We start from the raw sequence: 14,731 nt of genomic DNA, 5'->3' as shown, positions 1-14,731 counted from the left end.
CATGATGCAATCACTTAAGCGGTGGTTTTCCAAAGAATCTGAGTTAGACGCAGGATTGCAAGCCAATGAGCTGAGTAAAAAACGCAATCAAATCATTACGGCTGTCACACTGGTCATTTTAGCCTCGATGTTCTTTGCCTTTAAACACTTTAAAAAGCCCCGTACAGACCTCTCTACATCGTCAAAAACAGAAGCGCCCGCGCCCGACTTCGGGGAAATCATTAACGATGACTTTACTGAAAAGGACAACCGCTCAGCGTTAACCATCCAGCGGCAAGAGATTGAAGATACAAGGGAGGAAGTTGAGAGGCTTAACCAAACCATGACACGCTTGATAAGTTCAAATGAAAATACCGTCGCGCAATTAAAAAAACAAAACAACGAGCTTACCGAAGCGCTTCGAGACAGCCGTGAGGCGCCGCGTACCGCCCCCCACCAAAGTGCGTTTGAGCTAGATGAGCCTCAAAGCGACACAGCGCAAACACTTGTGGGTGATAACTTCGGCTCAAGACCCTTACCGCCAAAACCAGCGCCCTCTTACTCCACCGATGACTTACACAAAGACGATTTCCAATACACCGCCTCAGACACCGTTTCTTTTGATAACCAAGGTCAAGCCATCGATTCTTTTGATTTTCACTGGGAGTCTGGCGAAAAAGAGAGCTACCGACGCACCACGGAGAACTACGTCCCCTCAGGGACGTTTGTCACAGCTAGAATTACCGGGGGCGCAGACGCCAATGCCGGCGTGTTCGGACAAAGTGATACCGCACCGATTGTGCTCCAAACCGTGCATGAGGGCATCTTACCCAATGGCGAAAAAACACACTTGATGGACTGCACTATCGTTGGCAGTGTCTATGGTGACCTGTCATCGAGTCGCGGTGTTGTTCGCACAAACACGATAAGTTGCATTCGTGATGGCAACATTCTCGATATTCCCGTGCAAGGCACCGTCTTTAACTTTGGCCGTAACGGCATTCGCGGCACATCTCTCTTACGCAACGGCAAAATCATCCAAATGGCGGGAATTTCCGGCATCCTGACGGGATTAGGAGAAACAGGGGCAGGATTGGCCAGCACAACGTCCACCTCCGCACTAGGCTCAACCTCCAGCATCAACAGCGAAGACGTAGGATTAAGCTTATTGGGCAACGCCACCTCCGAAGTAGGCAGTAAATTATCAGATTACTACATTGCCCTTGCCGAACTTTACCACCCATTCATCGAAATCAATCCGGGGGGACTTGTGAACATCGTCTTCACTCAAGGTTTTCCTCTCGATGATGAGGGCGTCGAGCGCTATGAAGAAAAACTGGCGAATGAACAAACTCAGCCGAGCACCATCATGGAGACGATAACGCTCAACCCACTCGCCAACGAACTGACCCCACAATTAAGGTAACAACACCATGAAGAAAACGCTTTTTATGGCGCTGCTTATCGGCGCGCTCACAGGGTGCTCTGCTGGATTCCAAGATGAGTTCAGCTGCCAAAAAATCGGAGGCACACCAGGCTGTCAAAGCATGGATGAAATCCGCAACAATATTGATGCGCCCGCAGAGCAAGGCCAACTCGATGCCACCCTTCTTGCAAGCAATCCGTTTGCTTTCCTACCAAGGCGAGATCGTGAAGGACACCCAACCCGCACCCCAGACACGGTGCGCAAAGTGGTGATTTTCCCCTTCACTTCCGATGATGCCAAGGCGTATCTCGATACGATGGATGTGTATATTTTACTGGATGAATCGACATGGACAGGCCGCCCTGTCCAATCGATTAAAAGGGATTAGCCATGACCTTATCAACCGATTTGAAAAGTTTCTACCGCGACGCAAAACAAGAATACAACCACCTGCACTCAGAGCTTCCCTATCGAACTTACGACACACAAACCGGCTTGTTTCATAATAAAAAAGGGGTCGGCTTTGGTTTTAAGTTGAGCATACTGGCAGGCGCTAACGATGATGTTGTCGAAGGGTTTAACCGCATCATCATGGATTTACCCTCCGGAAATAAGTGGGATTACCACTTCTCTTTATTGGGTCACAATCAGGTCAACCACTTGATTAAGAAAAATACCGAGCTTAAATCAGCTCGCGGTGGCATCTGCGCTGAGCTTGCAAAGAAAGAGTACGACTACGCCACCTATGCTGCGCACAACGGCTTTTCTCATCGCCAAAAACACTACTTTGATATCAAAGATTACGACGCTTGGCTGTTTGTATCGAGCAAAGACGACATTGACGCGGTGATGGACTGCAAAGAAGCATTGCATACCTCACTGTCTCAAACCGGATTGACGCTCACGCCACTCACCCCCGAAGGGCTCATCAACTACGTTGAGGGCATATTAAACTTCGATGCGACAAAAAACACACCAAGCACCTCACGCTACGCGCCAGAAGAGATGATTTACAAACAAATTCTCTCACGCGACACTGAGTTTTTGGTGCAGCGCACCCACACCGACCTTCGCTTTAGCAATCGAGCGCAAAAAGTGCTCACGCCAAGGGTGGTGTCGTTGGGTTTAAGTCAAACCCCGCGCTCATTTCGCCTCTACTCCTTGCCTGACTGCTTCGCCTCAGTCAGGAACGTTGCAAAGAACGTCCAATGCCCCCACCTCATGACGCTGAACTTTCGCAACCAAGATAAGGGCGCTTTCGCCAATAAAAATGGCGCGCGTATTGGCGAGCTTGAAAAAACATTGAAATCGCCCATGGCGCTTTTCTTTCCTCAAGCACCAAAAGAGCTTAAAGAGCGCGAGCAAATTCGCGATGAAATCTCCGACGGCATCAATGGCATTTCAGCGATGCATTTAACGCTGACCCTCTTCACCAATAAAAAAAAGGAGCGTTTACATCGCATCACCGCCATTAACGCCTTTCGCTCAGGGGGACTGGAGATGCAGTCCATCTCGATGCTGCAAAGCCAGGCATTAATGACCACGTTACCTTTCACGATGACCGATGGCTTTTGGGAAGACTGCGACAAAGCCGGTCGCATCCATACCGTAAAATCCTCCAACGTCGCCAACTTACTGCCCCTTGTCATGGACGCCAAGAACTTAAGTGGGGGGATGATGCTTCCGACGATGCGCCAACAAGCGTACTGGTTTAATCCGTTTAATTGCGGCTCTGATAACTACAACCTCTCAGTCACAGGCGGCTCTGGCGCAGGAAAATCCTTCTTGATACAAAAGTTGGCCGAAACCATTCATGCAATGAACGGCAAAGTCTGGGTTCTCGACAAAGGTAAGAGCTTTAAAAAGCTGACCTTGATGGTTGATGGCAGTTACATGACAGCCGATAAAATTTACCTTAACCCCTTCACGCACCTTGAGCGCGTGGCGATGGGAGGTGAATTTACAGACGACAACGGCGATAAAATCAATCCCCTTAAAGAGACGCTGCATACGATCACGGGACTCTTTGCCACCATGGCGTGCCCGTCGCACGAAATGGCCGACTTCGAGAAAGCCATCTTATCTGACAGCATTATTAATGCGTGGCAAAAACACAAAGGCAAAACCTTGGTTGACCACGTGCAAGACGAACTCTTTGCCACCGCCAAAAAGCAAGATAATGACCGCCGCATATCGGATATCGCCATGCAGTTAAATAAGTATCGCTCAGACGGAATTTATGGTGACACGTTTAACAACCCCTCAATGCTGAACCCTGACGTACACTTTACGACGATAGAGCTGGATGGTTTTCCGTCAGATATCATGCGACCAGTTATTTTTGCGCTCATGTCTTCCATTACTCAACAGATGTACCTCTCAGGTAGTCGTTCGACGCCTAAGATGTGCATCATCGAGGAGGCCTGGTCATTGATGGCGGGTTCGAACGCCCAAGCGCAAGAGTTTATCAACACAGGTTATCGAACCGCGCGTAAGTTTGGTGGCTCCTTTTGCACCGTGACACAAGGCATCAGCGACTTCTACAGCACACCCGAAGCGCTGGCCGCGTACAACAACTCCGACATTCACCTGACGTTGCGACAAGGAAGTGGACTGACAAAGTTCATTGAAGAAAACCCTAAGCACTTCTCCCCATACGAACAATTTGTCATCAAGAGCTTTGAAAAGTCCTCGGACGCAGGTTATAGCTCGGTAATGTTAAAAACCGGCGGCATCACAACCTTTCACCGTTTTTTTGCCGACCCATTTACCCGTGCGTGTCTGTCTACTGAGCCGCATGAATTTGAGTATTGTGAAAACTTAATGAAACAAGGCTTACCCCTCATGGACGCCGTGAATAAAACAGCGGAGCATTTCTATGGGGATGAAATCAACCTGTTTAATTCACGAGTGAATAGAGAGGCGTAATGTGAAAACATCATCAATTTCACCAAGCATCATAATTATGATGTTAATTACCGCAACAACATTAACCTCACTGGTCGCCGTGGTGTTAACGACGGCAACCCAACCGCAAATCGTCACTTTTGATATCAAACAAACCCTCGACAGCTACCAAGAGGCGCTGATTAAGTCGGGGCTAGATGATAATGAGCATACAAGCATGTTACGCACTTTCGACCACCAACTCAGGGGCATTTTGGATGAGTACGCCCAAGAGCAAAACCTCGTTATTGTGGTGCCTGGCGCGGTCATCAGCGGCACACCAAGCAGAACTGACGTCATACAGCGTCATCTCATTAACAAACTCAAAGGCCATCATGACGGGGCATAAAATAACGTTGCCTCACCTGAGCTCGCTTTTCGTTGCGATAACGGGCGAAGCCCTTGTTGAACGAAAAGGAGCACCACTCGAAGAGGGGATTTCTCGAATGAATAATCCAAATTAAGGAGCACCCATGACTCGAACGCTCTATTTAATTAGCGCATTGTTACTCACCCCCATAGCTCACAGTCAAGATTTAGGACGACATGGTGAGCTTTTCCCCATTGGGGAAGTCGACATGTTGGAGTGGATTGATACGCGCTTAAAACACTTAGAGGCGACGGGCGAAACCGCAAGGATGCAACAAGGTTTTGTCGAGCAGGTCGAACGTAATGTACGCAGACCACCACCGGTTGAGGGGTTAACGACCACCACCAACCCGCGCATTTTCTACATTGACCCGTCACTGAAACTGGCCACTGATGTCAAAGACAGCTTTGGCAACACCCTCTATGCCAAAGGCTTAGTCATCAACCCTTTTGATACAAGGACTTGGCCAGTTGATATCCCCAAAACGCAATTTGAGTATCAACACGCGATTGTGTTTTTTGATGGGGACGACCCAAGACAGCGTGCTTGGGCAAAGCAATATCAAACACCCAAACCCATCAAGTGGACACTGACCAACGGCAGTCCTGAAGACATTGCCAATCAGTTTGATGCGCGTATTTATTTCGACCAACAAGGAAACTACAGTCGCCAATTTCAACTCACACACACCCCTGCCATCGTAGAGCAAGATGGCATGCGCTGGAAAGTGACTGAAATTGATGTGACCTCGTTTACAACACCTTAAGGAGAAACCGATGAAAGCCCATGGGTTATTACTGGTTTGCTTACTCACGTTGCCTTGGCAAGCGAACGCCACGTCCGCAGCCTGCACAGGCCATTTTTTAAATCCAATATCGGATATTTGTTGGAGCTGCCTCTTTCCGATGACACTAGGCAGCGTCCCTTTGATTACATCGAAATATCCAGACACTTCCAATCCAAGTATGCCTATTTCGTACTGCCCGAAACCGCCCCCTATTTTCGTGCAGATTGGCTTAAATATAGGCTACTGGGAACCTTACTCACTCGTGGATGTGACTCGCGTACCTTATTGCATGGTGAACATGGGAATGCAACTGAGCACCAGTAACAGTCAGCAACTCGGGGGCGCTCAGCACGATTCAAGTAGTCAGACCAGCGGTGACGCTTTCTATCACGTGCACTGGTACAAATATCCGGTGATTTACTGGCTGCAATTGATGCAATCCGCTGCTTGTATGGCAACCGACAACTTTGATGTCGCGTACATAACCGAACTCGACCCCTTTTGGGACGATGATGAAATGTCTTTCATTTTAAATCCCGAAGCAATTTTGTTCGGTGATCCCATGACGCAATTAGCCTGCGTCACAGAAGCGATGGCGACGACGACGGGGCGAGTGCTGCCTTTTGATGCGCTCTTTTGGTGTTTAGGCTCACAGGGAGGAGCGTATCCACTGACGGGGAATAACGATTACTCACATACCGGGCCTCAAGTCGCCACACTAACGATGCAGCGGTTTAATTTTAAATTGCACCGTCAAGGTATCGTATGGGAGACGCGAGGAGAAGATGGCGCCATTTGCTACCAATGGCCGGAGCCTATCTTGCCAAAAAGTCGCTATCGATATCAATTAGCGGCGCCGATTGGAGATGCGGGTAACTGCTACCCCTACGGCACGACCTCAACCTTGTGGGAGCAAGGTAAAGATAACCCCACAACAGGCGGTAACTTTGGTTTTGTAAACTGGCGAAAACGTAACTGTGTTTTCTTATAAATTAGGATTCGATATGAACAAAATTCTGTGTTTTTTATCCCCAAACAGGCAACCAAAAACCTCTGACGACATGCTCATTGAGTTTTTACAGCAGTGCCGCATACAAGGCATCCACTTTTTATTTCAGACTTCTTCTATTGAGCATCAAATTAAGACGCTCATCCAATCACTCAATTTATCATGCAGCGACACCCAAACACGGTTAAACGCACACTTAACGCCTATCTCTACTTCCAATCTTGGTACTGCTGAGTTTTTCACGTCCATGAATCATGATGAGAAACAAGCCTTTCCATGCCAAATGTGTGATAAGTGCGCCCCTGAATTATTTAAACACTACGGTTATCGCGTGGCTGACCATAGTTGGTGCAGTCAGTGCCATCAAAATGGCGAATGCCTTGATATTGCACTGATTGAGCATTATCGAAAACACGGCATCAATGATGAAACCATCCATCACAAACTACCAAGAGCTCGGTGGAGCCCAAGAGGTGAGCCGCTCAAGCACCAATCACTTAAAGACATTGAAATGGCTTATCAACCCGTGTTTGAGGCGGCGAGGCAAAATACGAATACGGTGAAATAACCCTCTGGTGTAATAAGCCACAAGAACATTTTTCATAACGGGTTCAACCCCATTAGCGGTTAAAAACACACGACCAATCACCGTTCGATGATGTCCATCATCGATATAAAGCTCACCATCAATATTGCAAAACTCATACTTCTGTTTCTTTTCTTCAGACTTATAGTAATCCGGCGTTCTTTGAAGATCTCGCATACGCTCGAAACAACGCTTAAGACCATAAGGGGCATCTGTGCAAGGAAATAAATCCAACCACGTTTTGCCGGCATATCGGGGATCTAGACTTCCCACAACATCGGCAAGATGCACATCCGTGACGTGCCAATGATTACCTTCGGCATCAATAGGTACTTTGTCATGACTCTGAATCCCTTGACGAAGTACGTGATGAGCAAAAGGAAGTTTCGCCACTTCCGCCTGAGTAAATTCGGTTTTCATCAAAGTCCTCTTTCATTTAAAAATTGGAGTCATTATGAGAAATATTCTTCCCTTTCTCTCGTCAAAACCAACGTCATCGGTGAGTTCACTACTTGCCTTCTTGCAACAATGCAAAACGCACAAAATACACCTTATTGCTAAAGCGAACAGTAACAACAAACATCAAATCCGAGCGCTGCTCAAGCCACTTCGCTTATCGCGCCGTGACAGAAAAACGCTCATTCACGATCATTTGACCCCGCTATCGAAACTCATCATCAACCCTGATGATATTTACTGCGCCATAGAGCATAACGACCAACAAGCCTTTCCGAGTCAGATATGTGACAACTGTGCTCCTGGATTATTTAAGCACTATGGTTACAGGGTAGCCGACGCGGGTTGGTGCAGCCAATGCCACGAAAGAGGTGAGTGCCTTGATGTCGCACTGATTGAGCATTATCGAAAATACGGCATCGATGATTACACCATATGCCGATATCTGCCAAGGAAACGTTACCAAAGCAATGTTTGCCCTTTGCCCTTGAGGTATCAGTCCATTGACGACATCGAGAAAGCTCACCAAACGCTGTTTAACGCGTTTAAGATCCAGAAGAGATTAGGAGACTCAACATTGTTGGCAAGGTAGCCGGTGCGTTCAAGCCTGTGATTTAAACACCCGCGTCGATAGTTTTGACGTCGCCTCTTCACTCAACGAAATAGCACACAAAGGAGGCTCTATGCCATTTTGTGCCAAAATCTTATTTGCGCTGGTCATACTGTTCGCAAGCCCTTTATCCCTTGCCGACATAGGTTATTCTCAAGAGGAGCTTAAAGCCCTCGCCAAGCGCGAGCAAGCCGTAACAGAGCCACCGAACCACCCAAACGAACTGGCCGCCATCATTGAGCGCAGTCAGCAACATAAACACGAAGCGTTAACGATGCATCAACACCTTGATAAAGCATTGCAAGACTCACCGCTGGCAAGTGTACTGGGCACACCACAGGCCAATCCTCACAAAAAAGCGCACGGTGTCATGGCGTTTGTGTCACTTTCGATGCCAGACCACGCGTTCCAGCAATTACTACAACAAAGTCAGACCTACCAGGTGCCTCTCATTATTCGAGGCGTGTTGCCAGAGGGTTTTGTGCCAACAGCTTCACGCATCACGAAGTTATTAAAAAGGCCGGACGGACGCACCATTAACAGCGGCATTGCCATCAGCCCCGCGTGGTTTAACCAGTTTAATATCACTCATGTACCGGCTTTTGTCGCCATCAGTGATCAGTGCAGTGAAACTCACTGCGCCGCCAATGACTATGACATCGTTCACGGGAATATCTCGATACCGAGCGCGTTGAATATTTTAAGTCAAGGGGACGTCGGGCATATTGCTCAGCGCGTTTTACAAGGCACTCCCAATGAGTAAACTCAAACGCATCTTTAACCACCTCCCTCTCTTTGCCACTTTGTTTATCGCCACTCACGCGTTAAGCGCCTCACAAGAGCACACCTTTTACGAGCATGTGGATTGGGCGAAAAATGCGCCAAATGAGGCCTACGCAGAGATGAGCATCGATTTATCTGACTTTTGCAGCGACAACAATCCTGATTGCGACAATCAAATTCGAAATCCAGATGAAGCAAGCATGAATGACGCTCAAATCACTGACCAATCCACAACCGAGTATTACAACAACGAGCAGGCTCAAGCGGTGCAGGAGGGGTTTAACAACAACAGCGCTCACATTGACCCAAACGATGACACCTATCGATTCGCCACCCTTGGCATTGATAACGCCTATGAAATCAGCCACGGTTTATCGAATCAATACGCAGATTGCGACAGCGGTACTCAATGTAATATCGATTACATCCCAAGAAGCTGCCTTCAACCAACTTATGATCTTGTTCCTTGTTTTGAACTCCCAACCGCGACAGTGGCATTGGGAACGACCCATAAAAAATGCCTATCCGGTTATACTTTAAACGGTCTAACATGTAATAAAACCTCGAATGTATGTCGGTATAACAAGAACAATAAAGCCATAGAAATAAGTGGCTGGATCACCTATATATGGGACGGCATAGAATATAGTGGTTACCAATTTAATACTGGTGATCACGGTGAATTTTCGTTAGGTGAGCGTAAATACTATACAACTGAAGATGATGCTGATGATATAACCGAGTATGAGGTCTGTAAAACGACACAATATTCGTACCCGGTCACGTTGCACTGCGATTCAGGCTACACCCTCTCTGGAGGGCAATGTATAAAAAACATCATATCTTGGTCAACCACATGCTCACTCACCAGTGAGTGTAAACAAACTCACCGTACCTGCATCGAAGGTCCAGAAACACGAGTCATTAATGGCGTCTCCACCACGCTCGATTGCTGGAAATACCAACTCGACCATCAATGCGACCGCCCTGACACTTGCGCTTCTCTCCCTACGGACTGCACCACGACCTCAAGCGCGTGCAGCCTCATGCAAAACGGCATTTGCATAGAGCAAGAGTTTAATATGTCTTGCCCTGAACAAACCTGTAGTGCGACAAATCTTATTTGCGGTGAGACTTCTTTTTGTCTGGATGGTGACTGCTTTGAAGAGATGGCGACGTTTGATGACAGCTTTGATGAAAGTGCGTCTGCCCTGGCGGCGCTCGCCGAAGCCGCTGATGGGCTTGGCGATCCCCCGGTCATATTTACGGGGCAAGGAATGCAGTGTACCGACAAAGCCTTTGGTTTTGCTGATTGTTGCAAAGATAGCGGCTGGGGAGCCAGCCTCGGACTGGATGAATGCAATGAAGAAGAAAAAGCGCTAGGACAAGCCAAAGAGCAAGGCATCACTATCTCGCTTGGAAGTTATTGCGCCAGCTCGGTTCTTGGTGTGTGTACCCGTAAGAAAAAAACGTACTGCGTATTCGACAGCAAGCTCGCTCGCATCATCCAAGAGCAAGGCTCACAGGGTCAACTTGGCATCAGTCTCGGCACTGCACAAAGCCCAATTTGCGGGGCTATCACTCCTGAACAACTCCAAGAAATAGACTTCGAGATATTGGATTTCTCCGATTTTTACGACGATATGCACGACGGTACAAACATTCCTTCAGCACAAGAAATCCAAGACCGCCTACAAAGCGCTTACGAGCAATAATGTTTGTTAAAAACGGAGCACAAACCACCCTAGCTCCTTATTCACACAATAAGTAATTCATTGATATAGGAAAATGCAATGAACACACCGTGGCATCGCTTAGAGCGATATTTAAAAACACTATTTCAATTCATCATACTACCGTTAGTCGTGACCATATCGATACAAATACTCTGTTTCATTGGGGTGGTGTATTACGCTTTTGCTTACTACCCCATTCCAGAATCGTATTCAACATTCTCACTTTCTGATTGGCAAAAAACTATGAAATGTCTCTGGCAACTGTCTTTGGAGTACACAGCCTTACTGCATTTTTTCATAGGTATAAGCATTGTGATTTACGTCTTCGCTCAAAACAAAGCAAAGAGCTTATCCACAAAATTGGAAAATCCCCCTCTCGATGCTGAGCAAAACTCATCGTTAGGCAAACAGTCACCAACGCCATAGTTTGACCAAAATAAAATAATGATCACCACAAAAAACGCCCAAATAGCCAACTTATGCATATCGCACCTTCAACATCTATCTCATTAACCCTATCAAGAGCCCAAAGCATAACCAATAATAATATAAGGAAATATCATGTATTCATTGCTGTTACTGGCCTTAACCGGATTTGCGCTCACCCTCATCCGGCACATCTTATTTAAACGAGCACTCTACAAACTCAAACAAGACATGCAGTTGCATAAGAAAGAACACGGCAATGATGAAGCACTTTGGACGCTCTTTAACTCGCGCACTGAGAAGATGTTGCGCTTTTGGCAATAGAAGACAAGGAGAAAGCAATGAACACGCCGTGGCATCGCCTAGATGCTGAGCAAAATCTATCAGCGCCATAGTTTGGCCATAATAGAAAATGGCCACCACACAGCGACACTGAACCATCGAATCATGAGATATCCACCATGGCACATTTATCCACAAAAACGGTGAACAACTCAATTAACCGATTAATAATCAAATCCCTATCGGTCGTGTTGTTGTCTTTGTTTACCTTTCACAGCCTCGCCAGCGAGACACCCAAAGGCTGGCGATGGTACAACGAAGCCAAACCCCAAAAAGTAAAGCCTAAAGAAGAGGAGCCAGCCCTGCCACCCAACAGTGTTTCGACGGTGATGAGCGCTACCGAACAAATGCAGTGGTTTCACCGTGAGTTTGACGAGGCATTAAATGACGCCACCATCAATCCAACGGATGAGGAAAAGAACCTTAAGGTGATGAGACTTAAGAAATTCATTGATGAAAAAACCACACAAACGGGCATGACATTCAAGAAACTCATCACCGAAAACCCTGAGTTGTCATACACCAAAGACCGCCCCACAGAACAAGCTGCACGAGACACGTATTATCAAACGATTAAGGTTAAGAACGAAGCCAGCGTTCGCCAGCTTGTTCAAGAAGGTTGGGGGATTTACTTTGTCTACGAGGGCAACGACGCCCTTTCTCAAACGTTAGCCCCCTCCGTACAAGACTTTGCCAATCGTTACCACATCGACCTTGTAGGCATAAGCAAAGATGGACACGTTTTTGACGTCATCAAAGAAAATCACATCGATAACACCGGTCGCGTACAAGTGCGTTACACGCCTGCCTTAATGCTAGCCAACATCCACACCAAAGAGCTTAAACCCCTCGCTTACGGTTTTATCTCTCAAAATGATTTGCTCTCTCGCTTTCACAACGTCGCCACTGACTATCAAGATAGCGACTTTTAACGACCGCCTTTCACCATCCACAAAACAAGAAACGCAAGCACAATGGTGATACCGACTGGATGGCGTGAATACACGTCCACTATCGCTGGACCGATTAAACCATCAAACATAATCACGACTCCGCTTTAAAAAGGAAAAATTGATGAAGTGCTCAAAATATCAACCTTTTAATACTGTATCAAACCTATCTTTCATTGACCTTCTTGTTGCTTTATCTCTGTTTATCGCAATATGTGGGATACAACTCACCAACGAGTTAGAAACCTTCAACGTTGTTCATTTTATCGTGGCGGCACTATTCACCATACCTCTGTATTTATTGAGATGGTGGGTATATAAGAAACGCCCTCAACCACCGTCAACATTCACCGTTATATTGCTCACTCTTACCATCGCAATACTGACGCTCATTGAAGCACGCTCGCCTTTAGGCGTCATAAACACACTTTGCTTCGCCTTACTGCTGATGGCAACCATAACACCTCCGAATCACACCATCACTCAACAAAATAGCGATTTTTGATTTAAGGACAATCCAATGACTTCTTTACTTCGCACTTTATTATTGAGCGTGCTGCTTGCGCTCACCTCAACGTCACACGCTCAAAACACCATGGAGGGTCAGTACGCTTTGGTTTTGTTTCATTTCAGCCAGTGCAGTGAATGCCATCAATTTGCGCCCACCATGAAACAGTTTGAGCAGGCAACTCAACTCCCTGTCTATGACTTCTCTTTCGATGGGCAACCCATTCCAGGCTACAGCACGCCGATACCAGCAACACCGGACATCACCACCGCTTTTTTTGGTGATACCAAAAACGCCATTACCCCCGCCACCTTTTTAATCAACGTCAATACGGGTAAATACGTTCGCATCAGCGAGGGGAATGTGAGCTATCAAGCCCTACTGAGCAGCTACCAAAACATCAGAGCCAGCGCCTCAACCATGGAGAGCTTGCGATGAACCTTTTAAAACCTTGCTCTGTCGTGTTACTGGCGTGCTGCTCATGGCAAGTGCACGCCAGTTTAGGCAGCTCCATGTCAGACTTTTTTAACGACTCAGGCTTTAATAGCAACATCACCAACCCAAGCGCTTATGAGGGACAATCGGCGACTTACTACAACGCAGGAAGCCTGTTCTCACGCACGAAAATTCAAAACATTCAGCTGGCGTCTATCACCTTACCCTCCGTCAGCGCAGGGTGTGGCGGGATTGATGCGTTCATGGGGGGATTTTCGCACATCAATTCTGACCAACTGGTCTCATTTGGTAAATCGGTCATCGCCAACGCCGTTCCCTTTGCCGTGGACTTAGCGCTGCAGACTTGGGCGCCTGCCATCAAAGCGAACCGCGATAAGCTGCAAGCCATTGCTGACCAGTTCAACACTACCTCAATGAACTCTTGCCAAATTGCGCAATCGGCGGTCTCTGGCTTGGCCGCCTTTGCGGACGGTGAAGCCAAGCGTCACGCCTGCGCGACACTCGGCACACAGCGCAATGCGTTTTCAGACTGGCTAGAAGCGCAGCACGAATGCAGCAGCGTCGGCACCAACCAAAGCACGCTAGCCAGTAATACTGACGAGGCGACCGCTCACGCCATTAAGGTCAACTTAAACGTGGTGTGGGATGCGTTAATGAAAAGCAGTTACCTAGAAAGCAACAAAGAGGTCGCTGAATTTATTATGAACCTGACGGGGACTGTCATTTATAACTCAGAAGGGACACCAAGTTACATTCCGTCGATGATTGTCGGTAACGACACCGCCATCGATACCATGCTCAAAGGCGGCACTTTGGATTTATACCGCTGCCAAAGTACCGATACCTGCTTAACGATGCGCCTTGGAAACATAACGTTAACCGAAAGCCAAGCCTTTAACGCCAAGGTACGTCAAACCATCGATACCCTCTACGCCAGTTTACAGGCCGATACGTCCATCACGGATGCAGAAAAAAGCTTCATTGAACTCAGTGATATCCCTATTTTTGCCATGCTCATTGATGACGCGCATTTAAACGTCTCACCAGAAAGTCATTTGTATTCTGAAAGCATCGCCGCCGATATCTTGTACGCGTATTTAAACAACATGGTCATGATGGTTAATCAATCCATCGCCAACCTTTCATCAGTCAACCCTGCTGATGTCGCGCGCACCTTTGAGTCTATCGATACCGTGCAAGCTTACTTACAGACGGTGCGTTTACGCAGCAAAGAAAAACTCAATAAACACCTTGCACTGACTGAGCGCTTAAAGCGAAAACGTTCACTGCTTGACCAAGCCGCCAGTGATGCGTCCATCGCGAACCTCGCCTTTGGGCATTAAAGAAACAAAGGATGTACA

The 14,731-nt window shown here is 47.3% G+C and carries 17 protein-coding genes; 16 read left to right on the top strand and 1 reads right to left on the bottom strand.

From position 1 onward, the window contains the following. Position 1: 1 nt before the first annotated feature. The 7 genes from SJY39_RS02145 (at position 2) to SJY39_RS02115 (ending at position 7,085) form a co-directional block, all read left to right on the top strand. The gene (locus tag SJY39_RS02145; protein ID WP_235612517.1) at positions 2–1,405 is read left to right on the top strand and encodes a TraB/VirB10 family protein; all 1,404 of its coding nucleotides are present in this window, start codon (positions 2–4) and stop codon (positions 1,403–1,405) included. Positions 1,406–1,412: 7 nt separating this feature from the next. Further along, on the top strand, positions 1,413–1,793 hold the full coding sequence (locus SJY39_RS02140) for a type IV conjugative transfer system protein TraV (protein WP_102332403.1): 381 nt from the start codon (positions 1,413–1,415) through the stop codon (positions 1,791–1,793). A 2-nt stretch (positions 1,794–1,795) separates the two neighbouring features. Continuing rightward, complete coding sequence (gene traC, locus SJY39_RS02135) at positions 1,796–4,333, top strand: type IV secretion system protein TraC (protein WP_102332404.1); 2,538 nt, start codon at positions 1,796–1,798, stop codon at positions 4,331–4,333. Positions 4,334–4,370: 37 nt separating this feature from the next. Continuing rightward, positions 4,371–4,700: a TrbI F-type domain-containing protein gene (locus SJY39_RS02130; protein WP_390241266.1), complete on the top strand. Its 330-nt coding sequence runs from the start codon at positions 4,371–4,373 to the stop codon at positions 4,698–4,700. 124 nt (positions 4,701–4,824) lie between these two features. Next, positions 4,825–5,487 carry a type-F conjugative transfer system protein TraW gene (gene traW / locus SJY39_RS02125; protein ID WP_102332406.1) on the top strand — a complete coding sequence of 221 codons (663 nt, stop codon included), beginning with the start codon at positions 4,825–4,827 and terminating at the stop codon, positions 5,485–5,487. A gap of 10 nt (positions 5,488–5,497) precedes the next feature. Beyond that, entirely contained in the window at positions 5,498–6,499 is a 1,002-nt protein-coding gene (traU, locus tag SJY39_RS02120; protein ID WP_102332407.1) for a conjugal transfer pilus assembly protein TraU, read from the top strand. A gap of 13 nt (positions 6,500–6,512) precedes the next feature. Then, a complete protein-coding gene (locus SJY39_RS02115) occupies positions 6,513–7,085 on the top strand; it encodes a hypothetical protein (protein WP_102332408.1) in 573 nt (190 codons plus the stop codon). Here the strand turns inward: SJY39_RS02115 and SJY39_RS02110 are convergent. Beyond that, positions 7,011–7,523 (bottom strand): hypothetical protein, encoded by a 513-nt coding sequence (locus SJY39_RS02110; RefSeq protein WP_133154278.1) that lies wholly within the window; start codon positions 7,521–7,523, stop codon positions 7,011–7,013. The genes SJY39_RS02115 and SJY39_RS02110 overlap by 75 nt on opposite strands. A 34-nt stretch (positions 7,524–7,557) precedes the next feature. Between SJY39_RS02110 and SJY39_RS02105 the strand changes: the two genes are divergently transcribed. The 9 genes from SJY39_RS02105 (at position 7,558) to SJY39_RS02065 (ending at position 14,713) form a co-directional block, all read left to right on the top strand. Further along, complete coding sequence (locus tag SJY39_RS02105; protein ID WP_102332409.1) at positions 7,558–8,151, top strand: hypothetical protein; 594 nt, start codon at positions 7,558–7,560, stop codon at positions 8,149–8,151. Between the two features lie 91 nt (positions 8,152–8,242). Beyond that, positions 8,243–8,932: a type-F conjugative transfer system pilin assembly protein TrbC gene (gene trbC / locus SJY39_RS02100; protein ID WP_102332410.1), complete on the top strand. Its 690-nt coding sequence runs from the start codon at positions 8,243–8,245 to the stop codon at positions 8,930–8,932. Continuing rightward, complete coding sequence (traN, locus tag SJY39_RS02095) at positions 8,925–10,667, top strand: type-F conjugative transfer system mating-pair stabilization protein TraN (protein ID WP_102332411.1); 1,743 nt, start codon at positions 8,925–8,927, stop codon at positions 10,665–10,667. The genes trbC and traN overlap by 8 nt, the downstream gene beginning before the upstream one ends. A 78-nt stretch (positions 10,668–10,745) precedes the next feature. Next, positions 10,746–11,114 (top strand): hypothetical protein, encoded by a 369-nt coding sequence (locus SJY39_RS02090; RefSeq protein WP_390241261.1) that lies wholly within the window; start codon positions 10,746–10,748, stop codon positions 11,112–11,114. Between the two features lie 135 nt (positions 11,115–11,249). Continuing rightward, on the top strand, positions 11,250–11,438 hold the full coding sequence (locus SJY39_RS02085; protein ID WP_102332413.1) for a hypothetical protein: 189 nt from the start codon (positions 11,250–11,252) through the stop codon (positions 11,436–11,438). A 137-nt stretch (positions 11,439–11,575) separates the two neighbouring features. Further along, complete coding sequence (gene traF / locus SJY39_RS02080; RefSeq protein WP_390241259.1) at positions 11,576–12,388, top strand: type-F conjugative transfer system pilin assembly protein TraF; 813 nt, start codon at positions 11,576–11,578, stop codon at positions 12,386–12,388. Between the two features lie 142 nt (positions 12,389–12,530). Then, positions 12,531–12,911, top strand: a complete 381-nt coding sequence (locus SJY39_RS02075; RefSeq protein WP_390241257.1) for a hypothetical protein — start codon at positions 12,531–12,533, stop codon at positions 12,909–12,911. 15 nt (positions 12,912–12,926) lie between these two features. Next, positions 12,927–13,352, top strand: a complete 426-nt coding sequence (gene traF, locus SJY39_RS02070; RefSeq protein WP_390241255.1) for a conjugal transfer protein TraF — start codon at positions 12,927–12,929, stop codon at positions 13,350–13,352. Then, positions 13,349–14,713 carry a conjugal transfer protein TraH gene (locus tag SJY39_RS02065; RefSeq protein WP_390241253.1) on the top strand — a complete coding sequence of 455 codons (1,365 nt, stop codon included), beginning with the start codon at positions 13,349–13,351 and terminating at the stop codon, positions 14,711–14,713. Before traF (SJY39_RS02070) ends, SJY39_RS02065 begins: the two co-directional genes overlap by 4 nt. Positions 14,714–14,731 lie beyond the last annotated feature (18 nt).

The organism is Vibrio sp. R78045 (assembly GCF_042466085.1).
GTDB classification, from domain to species: domain Bacteria; phylum Pseudomonadota; class Gammaproteobacteria; order Enterobacterales; family Vibrionaceae; genus Vibrio; species Vibrio cyclitrophicus.
This window is presented reverse-complemented; position numbering and strand designations above follow the sequence as displayed.

Bases quoted from the DNA above. Each gene is read 5' to 3' on its own strand.
- traC (WP_102332404.1), top strand. From the start codon at position 1,796: ATGACCTTATCAACCGATTTGAAAAGTTTCTACCGCGACGCAAAACAA.
- traN (WP_102332411.1), top strand. From the start codon at position 8,925: ATGAGTAAACTCAAACGCATCTTTAACCACCTCCCTCTCTTTGCCACT.
- SJY39_RS02090 (WP_390241261.1), top strand. From the start codon at position 10,746: ATGAACACACCGTGGCATCGCTTAGAGCGATATTTAAAAACACTATTT.
- traF (WP_390241259.1), top strand. From the start codon at position 11,576: ATGGCACATTTATCCACAAAAACGGTGAACAACTCAATTAACCGATTA.
- traU (WP_102332407.1), top strand. From the start codon at position 5,498: ATGAAAGCCCATGGGTTATTACTGGTTTGCTTACTCACGTTGCCTTGG.
- SJY39_RS02065 (WP_390241253.1), top strand. From the start codon at position 13,349: ATGAACCTTTTAAAACCTTGCTCTGTCGTGTTACTGGCGTGCTGCTCA.
- SJY39_RS02110 (WP_133154278.1), bottom strand. From the start codon at position 7,523: ATGAAAACCGAATTTACTCAGGCGGAAGTGGCGAAACTTCCTTTTGCT.
- SJY39_RS02115 (WP_102332408.1), top strand. From the start codon at position 6,513: ATGAACAAAATTCTGTGTTTTTTATCCCCAAACAGGCAACCAAAAACC.
- traF (WP_390241255.1), top strand. From the start codon at position 12,927: ATGACTTCTTTACTTCGCACTTTATTATTGAGCGTGCTGCTTGCGCTC.
- SJY39_RS02085 (WP_102332413.1), top strand. From the start codon at position 11,250: ATGTATTCATTGCTGTTACTGGCCTTAACCGGATTTGCGCTCACCCTC.
- SJY39_RS02140 (WP_102332403.1), top strand. From the start codon at position 1,413: ATGAAGAAAACGCTTTTTATGGCGCTGCTTATCGGCGCGCTCACAGGG.
- trbC (WP_102332410.1), top strand. From the start codon at position 8,243: ATGCCATTTTGTGCCAAAATCTTATTTGCGCTGGTCATACTGTTCGCA.
- traW (WP_102332406.1), top strand. From the start codon at position 4,825: ATGACTCGAACGCTCTATTTAATTAGCGCATTGTTACTCACCCCCATA.
- SJY39_RS02130 (WP_390241266.1), top strand. From the start codon at position 4,371: ATGATGTTAATTACCGCAACAACATTAACCTCACTGGTCGCCGTGGTG.
- SJY39_RS02075 (WP_390241257.1), top strand. From the start codon at position 12,531: ATGAAGTGCTCAAAATATCAACCTTTTAATACTGTATCAAACCTATCT.
- SJY39_RS02145 (WP_235612517.1), top strand. From the start codon at position 2: ATGATGCAATCACTTAAGCGGTGGTTTTCCAAAGAATCTGAGTTAGAC.
- SJY39_RS02105 (WP_102332409.1), top strand. From the start codon at position 7,558: ATGAGAAATATTCTTCCCTTTCTCTCGTCAAAACCAACGTCATCGGTG.